General features: G+C 67.6%; 14 protein-coding genes. 7 read left to right on the forward strand and 7 right to left on the reverse strand.

What is annotated here, in order from left to right; all coding sequences use genetic code 11:
• The first annotated feature begins 115 nt into the window (after positions 1-115).
• Positions 116-2,230 (forward strand): TonB-dependent receptor family protein, encoded by a 2,115-nt coding sequence (locus CR918_RS19395; RefSeq protein ID WP_099844513.1) that lies wholly within the window; start codon positions 116-118, stop codon positions 2,228-2,230.
• Positions 2,231-2,315: 85 nt separating this feature from the next.
• Here CR918_RS19395 and CR918_RS19400 read toward each other — a convergent pair whose 3' ends face one another.
• On the reverse strand, positions 2,316-2,642 hold the full coding sequence (locus tag CR918_RS19400; RefSeq protein WP_025875523.1) for a hypothetical protein: 327 nt from the start codon (positions 2,640-2,642) through the stop codon (positions 2,316-2,318).
• A gap of 141 nt (positions 2,643-2,783) precedes the next feature.
• Here CR918_RS19400 and CR918_RS19405 point away from each other — a divergent pair, with 141 nt between their 5' ends.
• The 3 genes from CR918_RS19405 (at position 2,784) to ligD (ending at position 6,735) form a co-directional block, all read left to right on the forward strand.
• Positions 2,784-3,182 carry a hypothetical protein gene (locus CR918_RS19405; RefSeq protein ID WP_025875521.1) on the forward strand — a complete coding sequence of 133 codons (399 nt, stop codon included), beginning with the start codon at positions 2,784-2,786 and terminating at the stop codon, positions 3,180-3,182.
• Between the two features lie 145 nt (positions 3,183-3,327).
• Complete coding sequence (ku, locus tag CR918_RS19410; protein WP_025875519.1) at positions 3,328-4,254, forward strand: non-homologous end joining protein Ku; 927 nt, start codon at positions 3,328-3,330, stop codon at positions 4,252-4,254.
• A 3-nt stretch (positions 4,255-4,257) separates the two neighbouring features.
• Positions 4,258-6,735 (forward strand): DNA ligase D, encoded by a 2,478-nt coding sequence (gene ligD / locus CR918_RS19415; RefSeq protein ID WP_099844515.1) that lies wholly within the window; start codon positions 4,258-4,260, stop codon positions 6,733-6,735.
• A gap of 225 nt (positions 6,736-6,960) precedes the next feature.
• On the opposite strand, the gene CR918_RS19420 is transcribed toward ligD, so the two are convergent.
• The 3 genes from CR918_RS19420 to adh form a co-directional block, all read right to left on the reverse strand.
• Positions 6,961-7,350: a hypothetical protein gene (locus CR918_RS19420; protein ID WP_025875515.1), complete on the reverse strand. Its 390-nt coding sequence runs from the start codon at positions 7,348-7,350 to the stop codon at positions 6,961-6,963.
• 105 nt (positions 7,351-7,455) lie between these two features.
• The gene (gene adhP / locus CR918_RS19425; RefSeq protein WP_025875513.1) at positions 7,456-8,484 is read right to left on the reverse strand and encodes an alcohol dehydrogenase AdhP; all 1,029 of its coding nucleotides are present in this window, start codon (positions 8,482-8,484) and stop codon (positions 7,456-7,458) included.
• Positions 8,485-8,558: 74 nt separating this feature from the next.
• Entirely contained in the window at positions 8,559-10,088 is a 1,530-nt protein-coding gene (gene adh, locus CR918_RS19430) for an aldehyde dehydrogenase (RefSeq protein ID WP_025875511.1), read from the reverse strand.
• Between the two features lie 222 nt (positions 10,089-10,310).
• Here adh and CR918_RS19435 point away from each other — a divergent pair, with 222 nt between their 5' ends.
• Positions 10,311-12,161 carry a sigma-54-dependent Fis family transcriptional regulator gene (locus CR918_RS19435; protein WP_238379134.1) on the forward strand — a complete coding sequence of 617 codons (1,851 nt, stop codon included), beginning with the start codon at positions 10,311-10,313 and terminating at the stop codon, positions 12,159-12,161.
• A 51-nt stretch (positions 12,162-12,212) separates the two neighbouring features.
• Here CR918_RS19435 and eda read toward each other — a convergent pair whose 3' ends face one another.
• A complete protein-coding gene (gene eda, locus CR918_RS19440; protein WP_099844519.1) occupies positions 12,213-12,851 on the reverse strand; it encodes a bifunctional 4-hydroxy-2-oxoglutarate aldolase/2-dehydro-3-deoxy-phosphogluconate aldolase in 639 nt (212 codons plus the stop codon).
• On the reverse strand, positions 12,838-13,857 hold the full coding sequence (locus CR918_RS19445) for a sugar kinase (protein WP_099844521.1): 1,020 nt from the start codon (positions 13,855-13,857) through the stop codon (positions 12,838-12,840). Before CR918_RS19445 ends, eda begins: the two co-directional genes overlap by 14 nt.
• A 285-nt stretch (positions 13,858-14,142) precedes the next feature.
• Here CR918_RS19445 and CR918_RS19450 point away from each other — a divergent pair, with 285 nt between their 5' ends.
• Both CR918_RS19450 and CR918_RS19455 read left to right on the forward strand, forming a co-directional pair.
• The gene (locus tag CR918_RS19450) at positions 14,143-16,905 is read left to right on the forward strand and encodes a TonB-dependent receptor (RefSeq protein ID WP_099844523.1); all 2,763 of its coding nucleotides are present in this window, start codon (positions 14,143-14,145) and stop codon (positions 16,903-16,905) included.
• A gap of 136 nt (positions 16,906-17,041) precedes the next feature.
• Entirely contained in the window at positions 17,042-20,845 is a 3,804-nt protein-coding gene (locus CR918_RS19455) for a LamG-like jellyroll fold domain-containing protein (protein WP_099844525.1), read from the forward strand.
• 96 nt (positions 20,846-20,941) lie between these two features.
• On the opposite strand, the gene CR918_RS19460 is transcribed toward CR918_RS19455, so the two are convergent.
• Positions 20,942-21,529 (reverse strand): cysteine dioxygenase family protein, encoded by a 588-nt coding sequence (locus tag CR918_RS19460; protein WP_080277671.1) that lies wholly within the window; start codon positions 21,527-21,529, stop codon positions 20,942-20,944.
• Positions 21,530-21,534: the final 5 nt, after the last annotated feature.

Here is a 21,534-nt window from a genome sequence, read left to right on the forward strand (position 1 = left end):
CCTGTCGGCCGAAACCGACCCATCGTAACAAAGCCTGCCGGGGCTGGCCGCCGCCATCGTCATCCGCCTGCCCGTACCATGGCGTGCGTTGCCGCCCGATCCATCAACCTGAATCATGAATCCCAGCGCACGACGCCAATGCTTGCCGATTTCCGCCCTGCTGCTGCTGCCTTTGGCGGTGACGGCCGAGCCATTGCCGACCGCCCTGCCGACGGTGCAGGTGCAGGCCGCGCGGGTGCCCGGCGTCGACCCCTTCGCCCTGCCCGCCAGCCTGGATACGGTGTGGATCGACGCCGACCGTACCGGCCCGGGCACGCAGCTGTCCGAGGCGCTGGGCGGAGTGCCGGGCCTGCTGGCCCGGGACCGGCAGAACTTCGCGCAGGACACCCAGCTGTCGATCCGTGGCTTCGGCGCCCGTTCGACCTTTGGCGTGCGCGGGGTGCGGGTGCTGATCGATGGGGTGCCGGCGACCATGCCCGATGGTCAAGGCCAGCTGTCGCACGCCAGCCTGCTCGGTGCCGAGCGCATCGAGGTGCTGCGCGGGCCGTTCTCGGCCCTGTATGGAAATTCGTCCGGGGGCGTGCTGCAGGTGTGGAGCGCGCAGGGCCAGGCCGGTGACCCGTGGCGGCTGCGGGTGAATGCCGGTGCCGACAACACGCTCAGCGTCGGCGCGCAGCTGCGCGGGGCGGGCCCTGGCGTCGACTACAACGTGGCCGCCAACCATTTCAGCACCGATGGCTGGCGTGCCCACAGCCGCGCGCGGCGTGAATCGCTCAACGCGCGCCTTGGCACCGAGCTCGCTGGCGGCCGCCTGGAGCTGCTGCTCAATGCGCTGCACGCGCCCAACGCGCAGGACCCGCTGGGCCTGACCCGCGCGCAGGTGGCGGCCGATCCACGCCAGGCCACGGCGGTGGCTGAGCAGTACAACACCCGCAAATCGGTGCGCCAGCAGCAGGCAGGCCTGCGTTGGACCCGTGAAGCCGGTGCGCAGCGCTGGCAGCTGATGGGCTATGCCGGGCAGCGCGCGGTGACCCAGTACCTGCCGATTCCGCCGGGACCGCAGGCCAACCCATTGCATGCCGGTGGCGTGATCGACCTGGACGGCGGTTATGGCGGGTTGGACGCGCGCTGGGGCTGGAACGGCGATCTGTGGGGGCGCCCGCTGGACCTGGTGGTGGGCGTGAATGCCGATCGCCAGCGCCAGCACCGCACCGGCTACGAGAACTTCGTCGGCACCACCGTGGGGGTACGCGGCCGCCTGCGTCGCGACCAGATCGACATCGTGCAGAACGTGGACCAGTTCGCCCAGGCGTGGTGGCAATGGAGCCCGCGCTGGTCGCTGCTGGCCGGGGTGCGCCACAGCGCGGTGCGCTTCGAATCGGATGATCGCTACATCGTCGGGCGCAACCCGGACGACAGTGGTCGCCGTCGCTACCAGGCCACCACGCCAGTGGCGGGTGTCAGCTTCGAGGCAAGCCCGCAGTGGCGCCTGCACGCGGCGATCGGGCGTGGCTTTGAAACCCCGACGTTCAACGAGCTGGGCTACCGCGCCGACGGCCAGGCCGGGCTGGCGCTGGATCTGGCGGCCGCCCGCAGCCGCAGCGTGGAAGTGGGCAGCAAATGGCATGCGCAGGATGGAAGACAGCTCGATATCAGCCTGTTCCGTGCAGATACCGACGATGAGCTGGCCGTTGCCAGCAACACCAACGGCCGCAGCACGTACCGCAACATCGGCCGTACCCGCCGCCAGGGTGTGGAGCTGCAGTACCGGCAGCCGTTGGCCGAGCAGCTGGAGCTGCAGCTGGCCTGGACCTGGCTGCAGGCGCAGGTGCGTTCGCCCTATCTGGCCTGTGCGGCCAGCAACTGCGCAGTGCCCGACACCGTGGTTGCCGCTGGCAGCCGCCTGCCCGGCGTGCCCCGGCAGCAGGCGTATGCCCGCCTGCAGTGGTCGCCGGGGCAGTGGCAGTGGGCGCTGGAAGCGGCCGCCAGCAGTGACGTGGTGGTGAATGACATCGCCACCGAGCGCGCACCGGGATACGCGCTGCTGAACCTGGAAGCCGGTCGCCGCTGGGCGCTGCAGGCCGGTGACCTGCGCGCATTCGCACGTATCGACAACGTGCTGGACCAGCGCTACATCGGCTCGGTGATCGTCAATGACGGTAACGGCCGGTTCTTTGAACCGGGGCCGGACCGCCGCGCCAGCATTGGCCTGCAGTGGTCATGGCGCTAGGCGGGCCCCGGTAGCGCCGGGCCATGCCCGGCGATCGCGCAGCGCGGACGTGACGGGTCCGCCGGGCATGGCCCGGCGCTACCGATCAATCCGGGGCCTTGGCGGGCACGAACGGCGAGGTTGGATCGCTGGCCGGGAAGGTCTCTTCCAGCGCCTCGTCCTGGTTGTCGCTGGCGTGCTGCTTGCGCTCGCGCCGCTTCAGCGGACTTTCCTGGCCACCGCGATTGCGGTCACCGCAGTCCTTGCGGTCCTGGGCGGCCTGTTCAGGCCGGCGCACGACGGGCAGTACGCCCTCGTCCGGTGTCGACATGCCGGCGCCACGGTCCTCGGCGTCGGCCAGATCGTGTTTGCCGCGCTGCTCGCCCGGCTCGGGGGTGTGGTTCTCACGCAGGGGGTCACGGGTGGTGGTCATGGGGCGTTCCTCCGGTAGGCCTCCACTAGAGCGCGGACGAAGTAAAGCCACTGCGAACCTGGCGTCATGAACATCTTTGTCACGACTGGATAACGGCGGCGCGCGTATTCCTGCCCACCCGCCCTGCTGCAGGAGCCGGCCATGCCCCGTCTTGAACGCCCCGCCCCGTCCGTGTTCAACGCCCTGCTGGATCCGCTTGGCCAGCGCAGCACGCAGCGCCGGACGCGCCGCCTGGAGGATCCGCAGGCGGTGGCGCAGGATTACCTGCAGTACATGCTGAGCGACTACGAGGAACGCCGCGGGCAGGGGCATCGCAACTGGCGCGATCTGTGCCCGGTGTACGCCTTCGCGCTGACCACCCATGCCGCTGACTGGCCGCGTGGCGGCGAGGCCGATACCAGTGGCGAACTGGCCGAGCACTGGGACCAGATGCGCGGACAGTCGCGCCTGAACTGGGCACAGGCGCAGCCGGTGGTGGAAGATGCCTGGCGCGCGCTGGACCATATCCCGGCCGCTGCGGTGAGGCCGCTGCTGCAGTAGTGCCGGTCGCTGGCAGGCATTGCCAGGATTCAAGGAGCTGCCGGCCAGCGGCCGGCACTACCGCATGGTCTGCACGTGGCCGACACGGTTGTTTCACGGTAGCCGGCTGAAGCTGGCTACCCCTGCTGAAACACAGGTGCGCATCATGGCCCGCCCGATCTGGACCGGTACGCTTTCCTTCGGCCTGCTCAACGTACCGGTCTCACTGATGTCCGGCGAGCGCAAGGTCGACCTGCACTTCCGCATGCTGGATTCGCGCGATCGCAAACCGATCCGCTTCGAACGGGTCAACGCCGACACCGGCGAGGAAGTGCCGTGGAAGGACATCGTCAAAGCCTACGAGTACGACAAGGGCAGCTACGTCGTGCTGGAGGAAGACGATATCCGTTCGGCGGCGCCGGAAAGCCATGAAACGGTGGAGGTGGAAACCTTTGTCGACGCCAGCCAGATCGACCCGCGTTACTACGAGAAGCCCTATCTGCTGGTGCCGGGTAAAAAGGCCGAGAAAGGCTACGTGCTGCTGCGGGAAACGCTGCGCAGCACTGGCAAGGTCGGTATCGCCCGGGTGGTGGTGCGCACGCGCGAGTACCTGTGCGCGGTGATGCCCAACGATGACGCGCTGGTGCTGATGATCCTGCGCTATCCGCAGGAACTGGTCGAGCCTGACGACTACAAGCTGCCCAGTGGAAAGCTTGCCGATTACCGCATCACCAGCAAGGAAACGGCGATGGCCGAGCAGTTGATCGAGTCGATGGCCGGTGACTGGGATCCTTCGCAGTACCACGATGAGTTCCGCGAACGCCTGCAGCAGGTGCTGAACAAGCGCATCAAGTCCAAGGGCGGCACCACCCAGGTGGAGGACGAGCCGGCACCGCGCGAGGACGCAACCACCAACGTGGTGGACTTCATGGCGCTGCTGCAGAAGAGCCTGGATGCCAACAAGCGCACGCCGGCGAAGAAGGCGGCCGCGCGCAAGGCTCCAGCCAAGAAGGCAGCGGCGAAGAAGGCACCGGCAAAAAAGGCCGCCAAGAAGGCGGCAAAGAAAACCCCTGCGCGACGCAAGGCAGGTTGAGCCATGTCGCTGCATCAGTACCGCCGCAAGCGTCGGCTGGGCGGGGGGAGCGGACAGACCCCGGAGCCGGACGATGCACCGGCACGAGGCAATCCGAAGCGGCGGCCGATCTTCGTGGTCCAACTGCACCACGCCAGCAGCCGCCACTACGATTTCCGCCTGGAAATGGATGGCGTGCTGAAAAGCTGGGCGGTGCCGAAGGGGCCGTCTCTGCGGGTGGGTGAGAAGCGCCTGGCGGTGGAGGTGGAAGACCATCCCCTGTCCTATGCCGGCTTCGAAGGTGATATTCCGGAAGGCCATTACGGCGCCGGCCACGTCGATGTGTTCGACCACGGCAGCTGGGCCTGCGAAGGTGATCCGTTGCAAGCACTGGCGGCGGGCAAGATCGACTTCGTGCTGCACGGGCAGCGCCTGGCCGGTGGCTGGAAACTGGTACGCACGGCGATGAAGGGCCGCCAGGTGCAGTGGCTGCTGATCAAGCGCGATGACGCGCAGGCACGAGATGCGGAGGCGGACGATCTGCTGCACACGCCAGAGCGAACATCCGCGAAGAGGTCCCGGGTTTCAGCGAAGGAGACGGCTCCAGCGCCACGTGCCGCACACCCACGCAAGGCCGATGCAGGCTGGCATGCGCGCGCGCTGCAGCTGGACGGGGCGCGCGACAAAAGCTACCCGCACCGGTTCAAGCCACAGCTCACCGACCACCGCGACACCGCGCCCGATGGCGAGCGTTGGCTGCATGAGATCAAGTGGGATGGTTACCGGTTGCTGGCCGATGTGCACGAAGGTGAGGTGACGCTGCGCTCGCGCAATGGCCTGGACTGGACTGCCGATTTTCCCGAAGTGGTGCAGGCGCTGCAGGCGTTGCCGGTGCGCGATGCGCGTCTGGACGGGGAACTGGTGGTGCTGGACGACAACGGCCGCAGCGACTTCGCCGCGCTGCAGCGGGTGATCGACGGCAGCTCGAAACAACCGCTGCGCTACATCGTGTTCGACCTGCCGGGCGTGGCCGGGGTCGACATCAGCCGCGCGCCGTTGCTGCAACGCAAGGCACTGCTGAAGGAACTGATCGGCGATGCAGTTGGCACGCTGGCCTTCAGCGAGCACGTCATCGACCACGGCCCTGCCGTGTTCGAAGCCAGCGGCAAGGCGGGATTCGAAGGCATCGTCAGCAAGCAGGTCGATGCGCCTTACGTGAACACCCGCGCACGCAGCTGGGTGAAAGTGAAGCACGAGGACACCGATGAATTCCTGATCATCGGCCACACCGCACCCAAAGGCTCGCGGGTGGGATTCGGTTCGCTGCTGCTGGCCACGCCGGACAAGGGCGGCCTGCGCTATGTCGGCCGCGTCGGTACCGGCTTCGACGATGAGGGCCTGCGCGCGCTGGCGGCCACGCTCGCACCGCTGGCGGTGAAGGAGGCGGTGCTGGAGCTGCCGGCGCACGTGCCGTTCCGTGCGGCCAGCGTGCGCTGGGTCAAGCCGGTGACAGTGGCCGAGGTCGCGTTCCGCGGCTGGGGCAAGGAAGGGTTGCTGCGCCAGGCCAGCTTCAAGCGACTGCGCAGTGACAAGAAGAAGGAGGACCTGGCGATGAGTGCAACACCGGCCGATGACGGCGACGACGTTGCCATCACCCATCCCGAGCGCGTGGTGTTTGCGAAGAAGAAGCTCAGCAAGGGTGATGTCGCCGACTACTACCGGCAGATGGCGCGCTGGATCCTGCCGGAAATCAGTGGGCGACCGCTGTCGCTGCTGCGCTGTCCCGACGGCGTAGGCAAGGCGTGTTTCTTCCAGAAGCACCATGGCCAGGGCCTGGGTGATGCGGTGCATGCGGTGCCGCTGCAGCAGAAGAGCGGGCGCGAGGACTACGTCTATATCGATGACGAACGCGGCCTGCTGCAGCTGGTGCAGATGAACACCCTGGAACTGCATCCGTGGGGCGCGACGGTGGCCGATCCCGAACATCCCGACCGGCTGGTGTTCGATCTTGATCCGGGTGAGGGCGTGAGCTGGGCCGACGTGAAGCGCGGCGCGCGCGATGTGCGCGATCGACTGCAGCAAACCGGGCTGCAGAGCTTCGTGCGGCTGTCGGGCGGCAAGGGCGTGCATGTGGTGGTGCCCCTGCAACCCGCAGCCGACTGGGACGAAGCCAAGGCGTTCTGCGAGGCGTTCGCGCAGGCGATGGCCGAACAGGCGCCGGATCGCTACGTGGCGACGATGAGCAAGGCCAAGCGCAGCGGGGTGATCTTCATCGACTGGCTGCGCAATACACGGGGAGCGACCAGCGTGTGCTCGTGGTCGCTGCGCGCGCGGGAGAGCGCGGGAGTCGCGGTGCCGCTGCGCTGGGAAGAGCTGGCGCGCGTGAGCGCGGCCGATGCGTTTCCGATGGACAAGGCGTTGGCACGGGCGAAGCGTTTGAAGGCGGATCCGTGGCAGGGCATCGACGCGCTGAAGCAGACGCTGCCGACGCTGCAGCGGTAGTGCCGGCCGCTGGCCGGCAACTGCAGGTTTGCTGGGCTTGCCGGCCAGCGGCCGGCACTACCCGTATCCGGGCATCGACGCGTTGAAGCAGCGGTTGCCGATGTTGCCTATGTCTGGACATTCACGGGCTTAAACAGCGACGTTGCAGTGGTAGTGCCGGCCGCTGGCCGGCAACTGCAGGATCATCGAGGTTGCCGGCCAGCGGCCGGCACTACCGGTATCCGCTCAGCGCCGATCGCGCGATGCGCGGCGGCCGAACCACCAGCCCAGCAGCAACTGCACCGGCAGCGAAACCAGCAGGCCGATGACGAACCAGTGCGGGAAGTCGCCGCCCATCACCCACAGGCCATAGCCCGCGCCGAGCACCAGCAGTGACCAGATCGAGGTGCCATGCGCGCGTGGCCAGCACGGCGCGTAATACGTGGCGAAGGCAATGGCGGCGATGCCACCCAGCACGGTGAATGCCAGGTCCCAGCCGAGCTGGGCCTCGCTTCCCGGCGTCATGCGCAGCAGCGATGGCAGCCAGCCCGCGGCACTGCTGACCAGGGCAAGCGCGAGCAGCGCGCCGATCAGCGCGAGCAGGGAGAGAAAGACGGTCTTGAGCGTGCCGGGCATGCGCGCATTGTACGACCGCCGGGGTGCGCGGCGCTGCCGGCAGATCGGCATGGCCGCCGTGCCCGTGGGAGAGGGAAACGGACACGGCGGCCATGCACAGGGGGGTCAGGCAGCGAAGTCGATCACCACGCGGCCTTCGATGGTGCCGGCGTGCATGCGCGCGAACACCTCGTTGACGTTCTCCAGGCGGTCGGTGCTGACCGTGGCGGCAACCTTGCCTTCGGCGGCGAACTGCAGCGATTCCTGCAGGTCCAGGCGGGTGCCGACGATCGAGCCGCGCACGGTGACGCCGTTGAGCACCATGCCGAAGATGTCCAGTGGGAAGTTGCCCGGTGGCAGGCCGTTGAGCGAGACCGTGCCGCCGCGACGGACCATGCCCAGCGCCTGTTCGAAGGCCTTGGGCGAAACCGCGGTGACCAGCGCACCATGCGCGCCACCGATCTCCTTCTTCAGGAACGCGGCCGGATCGGTGGTGCGCGCGTTGACGGTGACCTGTGCGCCCAGGCGCCTGGCCAGGGCCAGCTTGGCGTCGTCCACATCCACCGCTGCCACGTTCAGGCCCATCGCGCGGGCGTACTGCACGGCCATGTGGCCGAGGCCGCCGATACCGGAAATAGCCACCCAGTCACCGGGCTTGGTGTCGGTGACCTTCAGGCCCTTGTACACGGTGACGCCGGCGCACAGCACCGGTGCGATCTCCACAAAGCCCACTTCCTTCGGAAGCAGGCCGACATAGTTGGCATCGGCCAATGCGTACTCGGCGAAGCCGCCGTTGACCGAGTAGCCGGTATTGCGCTGCGTTTCGCACAGCGTTTCCCAGCCACCCAGGCAGTGTTCGCAATGGCCACACGCCGAGTACAGCCAGGGGATGCCGACCCTGTCACCTTCCTTGATGTGCCCTACCCCGCCTCCCACGGCCACGACGTGCCCCACGCCCTCGTGGCCGGGGATGAACGGCGGGTTCGGTTTCACCGGCCAGTCGCCCTCGGCGGCGTGCAGGTCGGTGTGGCAGACGCCACAGGCCTCGATCTTGACCAGCACCTCGCCCGCCCCCGGGCGCGGTACCACGACTTCCTCGATGACCAGCGGCTTGCCGAACTCACGGACGACGGCGGCCTTCATGGTTCTGTTCATGCGTGCTTCTCCGTAGTGCGCTTGCAGACAGGATGGCGCCGGCCCCATGCCCGCGCCTTGATCCCGATCAATCCTCAGAAGAAGCCGAGCTTCTTCGGTGCGTAGCTGACCAGCAGGTTCTTGGTCTGCTGGTAATGGTCGAGCATCATCCGGTGGTTCTCGCGGCCGATGCCTGACTGCTTGTAGCCGCCGAACGCGGCGTGCGCCGGGTAGGCGTGATAGCAGTTGGTCCATACCCGCCCGGCCTGGATCGCGCGGCCCACCCGGTACAGTCGCGCGGCATCGCGGCTCCAGACGCCGGCACCCAGCCCGTACAGCGTGTCGTTGGCGATCTGCAGTGCTTCTTCTTCGGTCCTGAACGTGGTCACCGACACCACCGGCCCGAAGATCTCCTCCTGGAACACGCGCATGCCGTTGTGGCCCTTGAACACGGTCGGCTGCACATAGAAGCCGCCGGCCAGGTCGCCACCGAGCGCGGCTCTGTCACCGCCAATCAGCACCTCGGCGCCTTCCTCGCGGCCGATGGCGATGTAGGACAGGATCTTCTCCAGTTGTTCGCCCGATGCCTGCGCACCCACCATGGTGTTCGGGTCCAGCGGATTGCCCTGGCGGATCGCCGCCACGCGTTCGAGCACACGCTCCATGAAGCGTTCGTAGATCGATTCCTGCACCAGTGCGCGCGACGGGCAGGTGCAGACCTCGCCCTGGTTGAAGGCGAACATGACGAAACCTTCCACCGCCTTGTCGAGGAAATCATCGTCCTCGGCCATTACGTCGGCGAAGAACAGGTTCGGCGATTTGCCGCCCAGCTCAAGCGTCACCGGAATCAGGTTCTGGCTGGCGTACTGCATGATCAGGCGGCCGGTGGAGGTCTCGCCGGTGAAAGCGATCTTGGCGATGCGCGGGCTGCTGGCCAGCGGCTTGCCCGCCTCCAGGCCGAAGCCGTTGACCACGTTGAGCACGCCCGGCGGCAGCAGGTCGCCGATCACTTCCATCAGCACCAGGATCGACGCCGGGGTCTGCTCGGCAGGCTTGAGCACCACGCAGTTGCCGGCGGCCAGCGCCGGCGCCAGCTTCCAGGCCGCCATCAGCAGCGGGAAGTTCCACGGGATGATCTGCCCGACCACGCCCAGCGGTTCGTGGAAATGGTAGGCCACGGTGTCGTCGTCGATCTGCGACAGGCTGCCCTCCTGCGCACGCAGGCAACCGGCGAAGTAGCGGAAGTGGTCGGCCATCAACGGCACGTCGGCGTTGAGTGTCTCGCGGATCGGCTTGCCGTTGTCCCAGGTCTCGGCGTGGGCCAGCAGTTCCAGGTTCTGTTCGATGCGATCGGCGATGCGGTTGAGCAGCAGCGCACGGTGGGCGGCCGATGTGCGGCCCCAGGCGTCCTTTGCGGCGTGCGCGGCATCGAGTGCGGCGTCGATGTCCTCGGCGTTGGAGCGGGCAACTTCAGTGAACACCTGGCCATTCACCGGCGAGATGTTGTCGAAGTACTGGCCGCTGCGCGGGGCGATCCATTCGCCACCGATGTAGTTGCCATAGCGCGGCTTGAACAGGGAGCGCGGATCGGTGGCATGCGGGCGGGTGGACGGTACGGCGTTCATGGCGGCTCCTGTGGTGGGCATGGTGCATCCACAGGCGCAAAGACGATGCCAACTGTGGCCTGCTGCGCTGCATCACGCCTTCATCGCCCGGCCGTCGGTCATCCTGTCGCGCGCCCTGCGGCAGCGCAGCAGGCGCGGTCGTTGCAGGCCGACGCGGGGTGTGCTGTTAATCGGGACAGGTCCCGCAACAACTGTCGCAATGTGCGACACAGGAGGCTGTCGGTGTCCCCGCTTGCTCCCGATCCCCGCCTGGGAAGTGCCCGGCGCAGTTTCTTCGAGCGCGGCGCTGCGCCCGTCGGCGCGGTGCCCGAGGCGATCCTGCATTCCTGGCAACGCTGCCAACGGCACGGCCTGCTGGTGGATGCGCAGCCGGCCGCCGAACCACTGACCGACAACCGCCTGCGCGAACTGCGCCAGCGCCGCGAGCGCCTGTGGCGACAAGCGCGCCCGGAGCTGGATGGACTGGCGGCGGAAATGACCCACAGCGGCAGCATCGTGCTGCTGACCGATGAAGACGGCTGGATCCTCGACGCCGAAGGCAGTGCCGGTTTCCTCGACAAGGCGGGTCGTGTCGCGCTGATGCCGGGCATGCGCTGGGACGAGGGCACGGTCGGCACCAACGCGATCGGCACCGCGCTGGTGGACGGGCGCGCGCTGCAGGTGCGTGGCGGCGAGCACTACTTCGCCCCGCACGGCATCCTCACCTGTTCGGCCGTGCCGATCCTGGATCCCTACGGGCAATGCCTGGGTGTGCTCGATGTGTCCGGCGACGCGCGGCTGCCACACGTGCACGCGCTGGCGCTGGTGCGGCAGGCGGTAGCGCAGATCGAGCACCGCGGTTTCGCCGACGGCCTGGCCGACTGCGAGCTGCTGCGCCTGCATCATCAACCCGCGCTGCTGGGCAGTGCGCGCGAAGGCGTGCTCGGCTTCCGCGGCGGTCGCCTGGTCGCGGCCAATCGTGCCGGCCTTGCCTTGTTCGGGCTGGATCGCCAGGACATCGGCCGCACGCCGTACGAAGCGCTGTTCGAACAACCGCTGTCGCGGCTGGCAGATGACGGCGTGCTGCTTGATCGCCAGGGCCGTCGTCTGTACGGCGTGCGCGAGGCCCGTGCGTCGCGACGCAGTGTGGCTACGCCTGGACCGACCGCGCCGTTGCAGGCCCGTGCGCAGGGCCCACTGTTCGATACCGGGCAGCAACAACAACTGGCCACCGCAGGACGCGTGCTGCAGGCCGGGTTGCCGGTGCTGCTGCAGGGCGAGACCGGCACCGGCAAGGAAGTCTTCGCGCGGGAACTGCACGCACGCAGCACGCGTGCGGGAAAGCCCTTCGTCGCGGTGAACTGCGCGGCGCTGCCGGAAGGACTAATCGAAGCAGAGCTGTTCGGCTACGAGGAGGGTGCCTTTACCGGTGCGCGCCGGCAGGGCAGCCCGGGCCTGCTGCGGCAGGCCGAGGGCGGTACGTTGTTCCTCGATGAGATCGGCGACATGCCGCTGGCGCTGCAACCGCGCCTGCTGCGCGTGCTGCAGGAACGCGAGCTGTCACCGCTGGGCGGCGGCAAGCCGGTGAAACTGGATTTCGCACTGGTCTGCGCCAGCCACTGCGAACTGCCGCAGGCGGTGGATGCCGGTCGCTTCCGTGCGGATCTGTATTACCGCATCGCCGACCACGTGGTGACCCTGGCGCCGTTGCGGCAGCACCCCGATCGCGCTGCCGTGGTGGATGCCCTGTGGCAGCAGCTGGGACAGGGCCATGCGTTGTCGGCGCAGGCCCGCGCGGCGCTGGCCGCCCATGCCTGGCCCGGCAACCTGCGCCAGCTGAGTGCCTGCCTGCGCACGCTGGCCGCGCTGGCTGAGCCGGGGCAACCGGTGGGCCCGCAGCTGCTGCCCGCGGACGTACGTGCTGGCACGTCCACCGCGCCCGCAGTGCCTGCCAGCGGGGCATTGGAGGAAATCGCCGAGGCGGCCATGCGCCAGGCGCTGGCCGAGTGCCAGGGCAACGTCAGCGCGGCCGCCAAGCGGCTGGGGATCAACCGCAGCACCCTGTACCGCCGGCTGGGTACGCCACGCGGCTGAACGGATGCGCTGGCGCCGGGTCTGTGCCCGGCCCCAGCAGGGGCCGAGGGATCAGCCCGCCAGCACCGCGGCCTCGCGTGCCAGGCGCTCGACGCTGTCCCAGTCGCGGGTCTGCATCAGCGCGGCGGTGGTCAGCCACGAACCGCCCACGCACAGCACGTTGGGCAGATGCAGGAACTGGCTGGCGGTCTGCGCACTGATGCCGCCGGTCGGGCAGAAGCGCACATCGCCGAACGGGCCGTGCCACGCCGACAGCATCGCCGCACCACCGGCCTGCACCGCCGGGAAGAACTTGAAGGTGTCCAGGCCGTGTTCCAGGCCGACGATCAGCTCCGAACCGGTGGCCACGCCAGGCAGGTAGGGCAGATCGGCATCGCGCGCGGCGGCATACAGCCGTGGGGTCGCCCCGGGCGACACCGCAAAGCGGCCGCCGGCCTGTTTCACCGCCTGCATCTGCGCGGCATCGAGCACGGTGCCGGCACCAATCACCGCATCCGGCACGGCCTCGACCATCGCCTTGATGGCTTCCAGCGCGCGCGGTGTGCGCAGGGTCACCTCGATCACCGGCAGGCCGCCACGGAACAGCGCCTGCGCGACCTGTACCGCATCGTCGATGTCATCGGGGGTGAACACCGGAATCACCGGTGCCAGTTTCAGTACCGCACGAACGCGTGGATCAGCGCCGGACATCGAATCGCTCCTCGCCCACCAGGGCCAACACATCAGCTTCGCTGACGGGATTGAAATCGCCGGGAATGGAATGCTTCAGGCCCCCGGCGGCCAGGCCGAAGCGCACGGTGGCGTCGGCATCGAAGGCCGACAGGATGCCATGCAGGATGCCTGCCGCGAAGGCATCACCGCCGCCGATGCGGTCGACGATGCCCTGCAGCTGGCGTACCGGGGCCTGTGCGCGGGTGCCATCGCGGCCCAGCAGCAGCGCGCCCAGCGCATGGTGGTCCACGCTCAGCGTCTGGCGCTGGGTGCAGGCCATCCACTGCAGCTGCGGGAACGCTTCGAACGCGGCCGCGGCCGCCGCTTCCACGCGCGCGACCACGTCGGCCTGTTCGAAACGCTGGCCGAGGATGACCTCGATATCGCGGTAGTCGGCGAAGACGATGTCGGCCTGCGCGAACAGTTCGTGCAGGATCGACCGCGCATCGCCACCCCAGCGCTGCCACAGCTTCGGCCGGAAGTTGCCATCGAAGGACACGCGCACGCCCAGTGCACGCGCAGCGCGCGCTGCGGCCAGGGTGGCCTGCGCCACGTCCGCGCCCAGCGCCGGGCTGACCCCGGACAGGTGCAGCCACTGCGCGCCCTGCAGCAATGCGGGCCAGTCGTAGTCGGCGGCGGTGCTGTTGGCGAATGCCGAATCGGCACGGTCGTAGACCACTTCGCTGGCCCGTTGCACCGCGCCGGTGGTCAGGAAGTACAGACCCATGCGGCCTTCGGCATCTTCGCGCACGCCGCGCGTATCGACCCCATGCCGGCGCAGTTCGGCCAGCGCATGCGCGCCGAGCGCGTTGCCGGCAACGGTGCTGACCATGGCCACGTCATGTCCAAAGCGGGACAGCGAGACAGCCACGTTCGCCTCGGCGCCGCCGACATGCACCTGCAGCTGCGGCGACTGCAGCAGCAGTTCGCGACCGGGCGCACCCAGGCGCAGCAGCAGTTCCCCGAAACACACGATACGACCCATTTCTGCTCCTTCACGCGTGCCGCCCGCATGTGACACTGGGCGGCGTGGTAGTGGACCACGCGTGGGGCGTGGAATTGGCTAGCGGTGTCATTTCAATCCCGCCCATCCTTGCCCTTAGCCTACCAAACTGTTGGAAGCATTGTCCTGCAAGCGTCTTGGAGACATTTCAGATCTGTTGCGGTGCAAGATGCCGGATCGGGAACGTGCTGTTAACGTCCGGCCTGACCAGCGGTGTCATCCCGCTGAAACAGCCGCGATACCAGACCTTTGGGAGAGGGGAAAGGCATGCATTCTCGGAACCATGAAAAAAAGACACCGGTTACCTTGCTCGCGTTGGGCGTCGCACTGGCCCTGGCAGGCAACGCCGGCGCGCAGCAGCAGAGCGCCAACCCGAACGCCACCGACCTGGATACGGTCACCGTCACCGGCTACCGCGCCAGCGTGGAGAAGGCGCTGGACATCAAGCGCGGCGAAGCCGGCGTGGTCGATGCCATCGTTGCCGAGGACATCGGCAAGTTCCCGGACCTGAACCTGGCCGAGTCGCTGCAGCGCATCCCGGGCGTGGTCATCACCCGCGAGGCCGGCGAAGGCCGCAACATCTCGGTGCGTGGCCTCGGCCCGGAATTCACCCGCGTGCGCATCAATGGCATGGAAGCGCTGACCACGGTCGGCGCCGGTGACCAGAGCGGCGGCACCAACCGCGGCCGTGGCTTCGACTTCAACGTCTTCGCCTCGGACCTGTTCTCGCAGCTGCTGGTGCGCAAGACCGCCTCGGCCGACGTCGAGGAAGGCTCGCTGGGCGCCACCGTCGATCTGCGCACCGCACGCCCGTTCGACTACGACGGGTTCACCTTCGCCGCCAGTGGCCAGGCCAGCTACAACGCGATGGCCGAAAAGGCCGATCCGCGCATTGCGGCGCTGGTCTCCAACACCTTCGCCGATGGCACCTTCGGCGCGCTGCTGTCGGTGGCCTATTCCGAGCGCCAGGCGCTGGAGGAAGGCTCCAACACCGGTCGCTGGGCCAACGGCCCGAGCAACGGCAACTTCGCCGCGTCCTCGCCGTTCGCCGCCGCGCGTGGCGCCGATGTGTTCCATCCGCGCTTCCCGCGCTACGTGCAGATGGAGCATGAGCAGAAGCGTCTGGGCGTGACCGGTTCGTTGCAGTGGAAGCCGAACGACGCCACCGAGATCTCGCTGGATGCGCTGTACTCGAAGATCGACGCAACGCGAGACGAGCACTACATCGAGGCGATTTCCTTCAGCCGTGGCGCCAATGCGAGCGCACGCCTGTCGGGCAAGCCGACCACCATCGTCAAGAACGGCGAGATCCGCGACAACGCACTGCTCTACGGCGAATTCGACAACGTCGACATCCGCACCGAGAACCGCCACGACGAGTGGAGCACCGAGTTCAAGCAGATCGCGCTGAACGGCCAGCACCGCTTCGGTGATGACTTCACCCTGTCCGGCAAGATCGGCATCTCGCGCTCCAAGCACGAGAACCCGGTGCAGACCACCGTCATCATGGACAAGTACGATGTCGACGGTTACAGCTACGACTACCGTGGCAACAGCCGTGCGCCGATCCTCAACTACGGCATCGACCCGACCAATCCCAACGGCTGGGAACTGGCCGAGATCCGCCTGCGTCCGCAGTACGTGGACAACGACTTCGACACCGGCCAGATCGACTTCAACTGGAACATCAGCCCGGGCTTCCGCCTGAAGGGCGGCGTGCTGGCCAAGGACTACACGTTCAAGACCGTCGAACTGCGCCGCGCCAGCGAACTGGCCGTGCCCAACTTCGCCGGCGGCACAAAGATCGTGCCGGTGAACCTGACCGAGCAGGCCGGACTGAAGGGCATCAACGGCAGTCCGTCGAACTGGGTCGTGCCGGACCTGGATGCGATCGCCGAACAGCTCGACATCTACAGCAACAGCGGCACCTTCGCCGTCGCCCCGCGCGCCAACAATGTGCGCAGCGTCGAAGAGAAGGACCGTGGCGCCTACCTGATGGGCGAGTTCTCCACCGAACTGGGCTCGCTGCCGTTGTCGGGCAATTTCGGTGTGCGCTACGTGCGCACCAAGCAGTCGGCCACCGGGCAGTCGACGCTGGCCAACGGCACCGTCGAAACCACGGTCAGCCGTACCTACGATGACACCCTGCCCTCGTTCAACCTGGTGGCGGAAGTCACCCCGGACTTCCTGATCCGGCTGGGTGCGGCCAAGGTGATGAGCCGTCCGGGGCTGGGCAGCCTGACCCCGGGCGCGACGGTGGCCGTGGCCGGTGGTGCACGCACCATCTCCAGCGGCAACCCGATGCTGGATCCGATCCGCGCAACCAATGTCGACCTTGGTTTCGAGTGGTACTTCGCCGAGGGCGCAATGGCCGGCATCGGCCTGTTCTACAAGGACATCGAGAGCTTCGTACAGACCACCCGCGAAGTGCGTCCGTACAGTGACAGCGGCCTGCCGGCTTCGCTGCTGGTCGGCACCGGCGCCTCGGCCACCGATGACTTCACCTACAGCAAGCCGGTCAACACCCCGGGCGGCGAACTGCACGGCGTGGAGGCCAACTACACCCAGCCCTTCACCTTCCTGCCGGGCAAGTGGGCCAACCTGGGCATGCAGTTGAACTACACCTGGGTGGAATCGAAGATCCAGTACATCAACGCGGCCGGGCAGCCGGTGATGAAGACCGACCTGACCGGCCTGTCGAAGTCGTCGTGGAACGCCACGCTGTTCTATGAAGGCGAGAAGTTCGCCGGGCGCATCTCGGCCACCAACCGCGATGACTACCTGACCCAGGCACCGGGCCAGGAAACCGGCTTCAACCTCGATGGCTACCACGGAATGACCGGTACCACGGTGTTCGATGCATCCATCCGCTACAAGATCAGCGACCAGCTGGAACTGAGCCTGGAAGGCATCAACCTGACCAACGAAGCGTCCGACGAGTGGGTGTACTCGCCGCTGACCGGTCGCCTGCCGCTGCAGTACACCGAGACCGGCCGCCAGTACCTGCTGGGGCTGCGCTACAAGTTCTGAGCAACGCCGACGGCGTGCCACCCGGCACGCCGTCGTTCGCCACGATCGCTGCTGCGCCGCAAGGTGCCGTCGCGGCGTGGCCTTGCTACGGTCCGGCGGCCCTCGCCGGCCGTCGCCCGTTGAAAGGAAACGCCTGATGCCGCACCGCTCGACCCTGTCCCGCTGCCTGTTGCTGGCGGTGGCCCTGGCTGCCGGCCCCGCGATGGCCGCCGCCGATGCGCCCACGCTGCTGTTCCATGTCGATGCCGGCAAAGGCCTTGAGGCCGTGGTGGCGCAGGGTGAGGCGGTGCCGAACTTCCGCGACAAGGTCGACATCGTCGACGACGGAGCGCGCGGCAAGGCCATCCAGTGGCAGGACGACGGCGTGCTGGCCTGGGATGCACCCGGCAACATCCTCGCCCAGCGTGGCACCCTCGCCTTCGACTGGCGCGCGCGCTACGCGGTGGGTGAAGCACCGTTCGTGATCTTCCGCGTCGGCTATGCCGACCACAGCAGCTGGGACATGGCCTGGCTGCGCATCGACTGGAACGGGCATGGTTTCGATGCGTTCGTCACCGATGCCAACCTCGCCCGCACGCGCGTGTCGTTCCGCATGGACACGCCGCCACGTGCGGACCAGTGGCTGCACCTGGCCTTCGCCTGGGACGAAGACCAGGGTGTACGCCTGTTCGTCGATGGCCGCGAGGTGGCGCGTGTGCTGGCCAGCGGCGATTACGATGCCGCGCTGGACCAGCTCGGCCTGGCCGGGCGGGTGATGGCGCCCTACCAGGTGCAGAGCCGCTACAACTTCCTGCGTGGCAGCGATTTCCAGCACATCCGCGTGTATGACCGCATGCTCGATGCTGCGGCCGTCAGTGCGCTCGCGCGCGGCAAGGCCGCCGAAAGCGCCGTTGCCAGCGCTGCCGATGATCGTGCCTGGCGCCATCGCTTCGGCTGGGAAGGCGCGCCGCCACCGCCATTGACCGCAGCCAGCACGCGCATCCGCAAGATCGAATTCGACGATGCCCGCGACCTCAAGGCGTGGATGTGGAAGGCCACCGACGGCATCGCCGAGACCACCTGGCCGGGTGTCTACAACCGCTCGCGCCTGCCCGGCCGCAACGACTATTTCCAGTTGCCGGACTGGAACACGTATGTGGAAAGCGGCCAGCATCTGGACCTGACCGTGCCGGCCGGCGAGACCGTCAACCGGGTGGAGATCCGCGGCGCGGCCTTCGGCACGCTGGCCCATGGCCGCGATGCCGCGCACGCCACCCAGGTGCTGGCGACGCGTCCGCAGGGTGTGGTGCGCAGCGTGGACGACATCCCCGCACAGACCGGTGGCGTGCTGCGCTTCAGCAACGTTGAACAGGAAACGCCGATCCAGGAGATCTGGGCGTATGGCGTGAGCGAAGGTGCCGAGCCCGACGGCACGGTCAAGCAGACCTATGTCATCGACAGCCAGGCACTGCCGGACTACACCAACCTGGACACACTGCGCCGCTACATCGAAGGCCGCTACCCGGCGGCCGAACGCAGCACGGTGATGGCGCTGCCCAAGGGGGCGGGCTCGCGCCGGCGCCCGGCCGATTCGTTGCCAACGCAGCCCAAGCCCATCGTGCACGTGCTGATTCCCTCCGGCGTGGGCGATGCGCCGGCCAACCAGCCGTTGATCCGCAGCTGGGCCTACAGCTGGGAGAACATGCATGACGGCCTGGATGGCGTGGCCATCGATATTCCCGCGCTCGACCTGCCGGCCACGCACGATCGCCTGATCCCGCTGAACATCCGCATCAAGGATCCGATCTGGCCGGCGCGCGACATGATCGATGTATCGGTCTCGGTGCAGCCGGGGCAGAAGCGCACGCTGTGGCTGGACCTGCGCGACCGCATCCTCACCGCCGACAGCCTGTGGTTGAGCATCGCCTCGGCTGCGCCCGGCTTCGACGCCAAGGCACTGGACGGTGCGCAGGTGCGGCTGGTGTTCAAGCCACGCGCCGATGCGCTCAAGGAACACGTGGCCGACCGCTTCAACCAGGTGCGCGACAACTGGGGCTTCCTCGTGGAGGAACACACCACCTCCAAGCGCCAGCGCCTGTACGCGCGCGTCTACGCGGACCTGAGCGATCTGCTGCGCGTCGACCCGGACCACGAACTGGGCCGGTTGTACTGGAACTACATCAGCTACAACAGCCAGGGGCGACCGCCGTACACCGCGCCGGAGGTGCCCAAGGGCGTACCGGCGTGGGCCTTCCACCAGGTGCAGGACCTGGCGCAGGTGCGGCAGTTCGTCGACTGGTGGATCGATCAGCGGCAGGTGGCCTACGGCGATTTCGGTGGTGGCATCTCCGATGATTCCGACCTGACCCAGCAGTGGCCCGGCCTTGCCCTGATGGGCGTGCAGCCGGACCGTCTGAATGCCTCGCTGACCGCATTGTCCGACGCGGTGTACCGCAACGGCATGTTCAGCAATGGCCTGAGCACCATCGAGACCGACGAGCTGCATGCCTACGAGGAAGGCATCAACACCAACAGCGCGATGCTGTACCTCAACTGGGGCGATCCGCTGACCCTGGAACGGCTGATGGAAACGGTGAAGGCGTTCGACGAGCGCATCATCCTGCGCAACACGCAGGGCCATGTGCTGTTCTCCAGCAACTGGTTCGGTGGCAACAAGGTCTACCGCGAACCCAACTGGCAGTGGCAGAAGCCGTACTCGTTCCCGGTGCTGCACCCGGCATTCCTGCTGGGCCAGTACAACGCCGACCCGACCGGGCGCCGGCTGGTGATCGGCCTGGCCGATGGCTATCTGGCCCACGCCGGCACCGACGACAAGGGCCGCTTCACCCTGCCCAACGAGATCAACTGGGCCTCGGGTGCGACCCGCGGCGGCGAACTCAACAATGGTTCCGGCAGCGGTGACACGATGCACACCTTCTGGGCGGCATGGCGCTGGACCGGTGATGCGAAGTACCTGCAGGCACTGGACTATCGCGTGCAGCGCGGCGGCCCCGGCGCGCTGGCCAACCTTGGCGAGAACTATGTAGAGGCACTTGGTCGGCAGCAGGACTGGTACCCGCTGCTGACCGCCGAGGCCGATGCCGGAAAGACCGGTTTCGCCAGCCTGATGGCATGGCAGGCCAGCGGCGAGCGGAAGTACATCGACGCGCTGCATGCCGAGGGCCTGCAGGCCAAGGCACAACGCGCGTACATGAACACCGATGGCCATTGGTGGTCCGACCGGGTGGAAGCACCGAGCGAGTTCCTGCAGCGTGCGCGGCTGGGCGGCATCGCCCTGAAGCGCAACCAGAGCTGGCCCGGGCACACCGTCAGCTGGCGCTTCGATCGTGAGGGCGCCGCGGAACAGGTGGCACTGCTGGTGCATGCGCCCTCGCGTGAGCGCTTCACGATCACCAGCCACAACCTCGGCGCGCGCGTGATCGCCGCCGACATGACCGGCTGGAACGTGGGCAGCGGTTCCTGGCGCGTGCGCAGTGGCGTGGATGCCGATGGCGATGGCCACATTGACGGTAGGCCGCGCGAGCGTACGGTGCAGCTGGAGACGAGTGCGTCGGTACCGATGCAGTTCCAGCCGGGTCGCACCGAGGTCTTCGAATTCGAGCGTGTGTCTGCGGGCACGCCGGTGGAAATGCGTCCGGACCTGGGCGTGGGCCGTGGCGATGTGCGGGTGGACGGGCGCCAGGTACACGTGACCGTGCATGGCCTTGGGCATGTGGCCAGCGGTGTGGGCGTGGCGATACTGGAAGATGCGCGGGGCCGCGAGATCGCACGCACCGAAGTGCCGGCGATGGCGGCACCGACCGACCTGCTGCCGAAGACGGCGGTGGTGTCGTTGCCGTTGCCGGCAGGGGATCGCGGCGGCCTGCGCGTACGTGTTGCGCTGGCCGATGGCGGAGAGGAAGTCACGCGGCTCAACAATGTGGTGGATGTGCCGCGATGAATTCCGCGTTCCGCCGGGCATGGCCCGGCGCTACCGATGAATCGGTGGACCACAAGCCCTGCTAGATAGCGCCGGGCCATGCCCGGCGGAACGCAATCAGGACGCCTCGGTCTCCATCACCTTCACCCGGCGCTGGTACCAGCCGTCATCCAGCGGATCGAACACCGCGCTGCGCTCCATCACGCCCTGGTAGACGTGCACGGACACTGCCACGTCCTCGTCGCTGGCGTTGCGCAGTGTGTGGTACTCGTGCGGCGGAATCAGGCTGCCGGCGCTGCCACGGTGCCCGTAGAGCGTGTCCTGCGCAGCGAAGCGGTGACGCTCGCCACGCTGTTCCAGCAGCGCGTACGGGGTCACGATCAGCTCGCCCTGCCAGACGCCTTCCACGCACCACATCGCATCGTGGTCGTGCAGTGGCGTGCCCTGCCCCGGCCCCCAGCACATCGCGATCACGCTGTAGCCCAGCGTGGCGCTTCGGTACAGTTCACGGCGTGCGTAATGGCCGTCCACGGGGCGACGTACGCAGGGCGGCAGCTCGATCAGCGGATCGACGATGGCTTCACGCAGCACCCGCTGCAGCGCACCGGTGATCGCCTGCGGATCGACCAGGCAGACGGCGGCATCAATCCCTGCAATCAAGCGCTCGCGGCCGGTGAACGGCGGTGGCGTGAACATCGCTTCCATGAACC

The sequence above is a fragment of the Stenotrophomonas indicatrix genome (assembly GCF_002750975.1).
Lineage (GTDB): Bacteria > Pseudomonadota > Gammaproteobacteria > Xanthomonadales > Xanthomonadaceae > Stenotrophomonas > Stenotrophomonas indicatrix.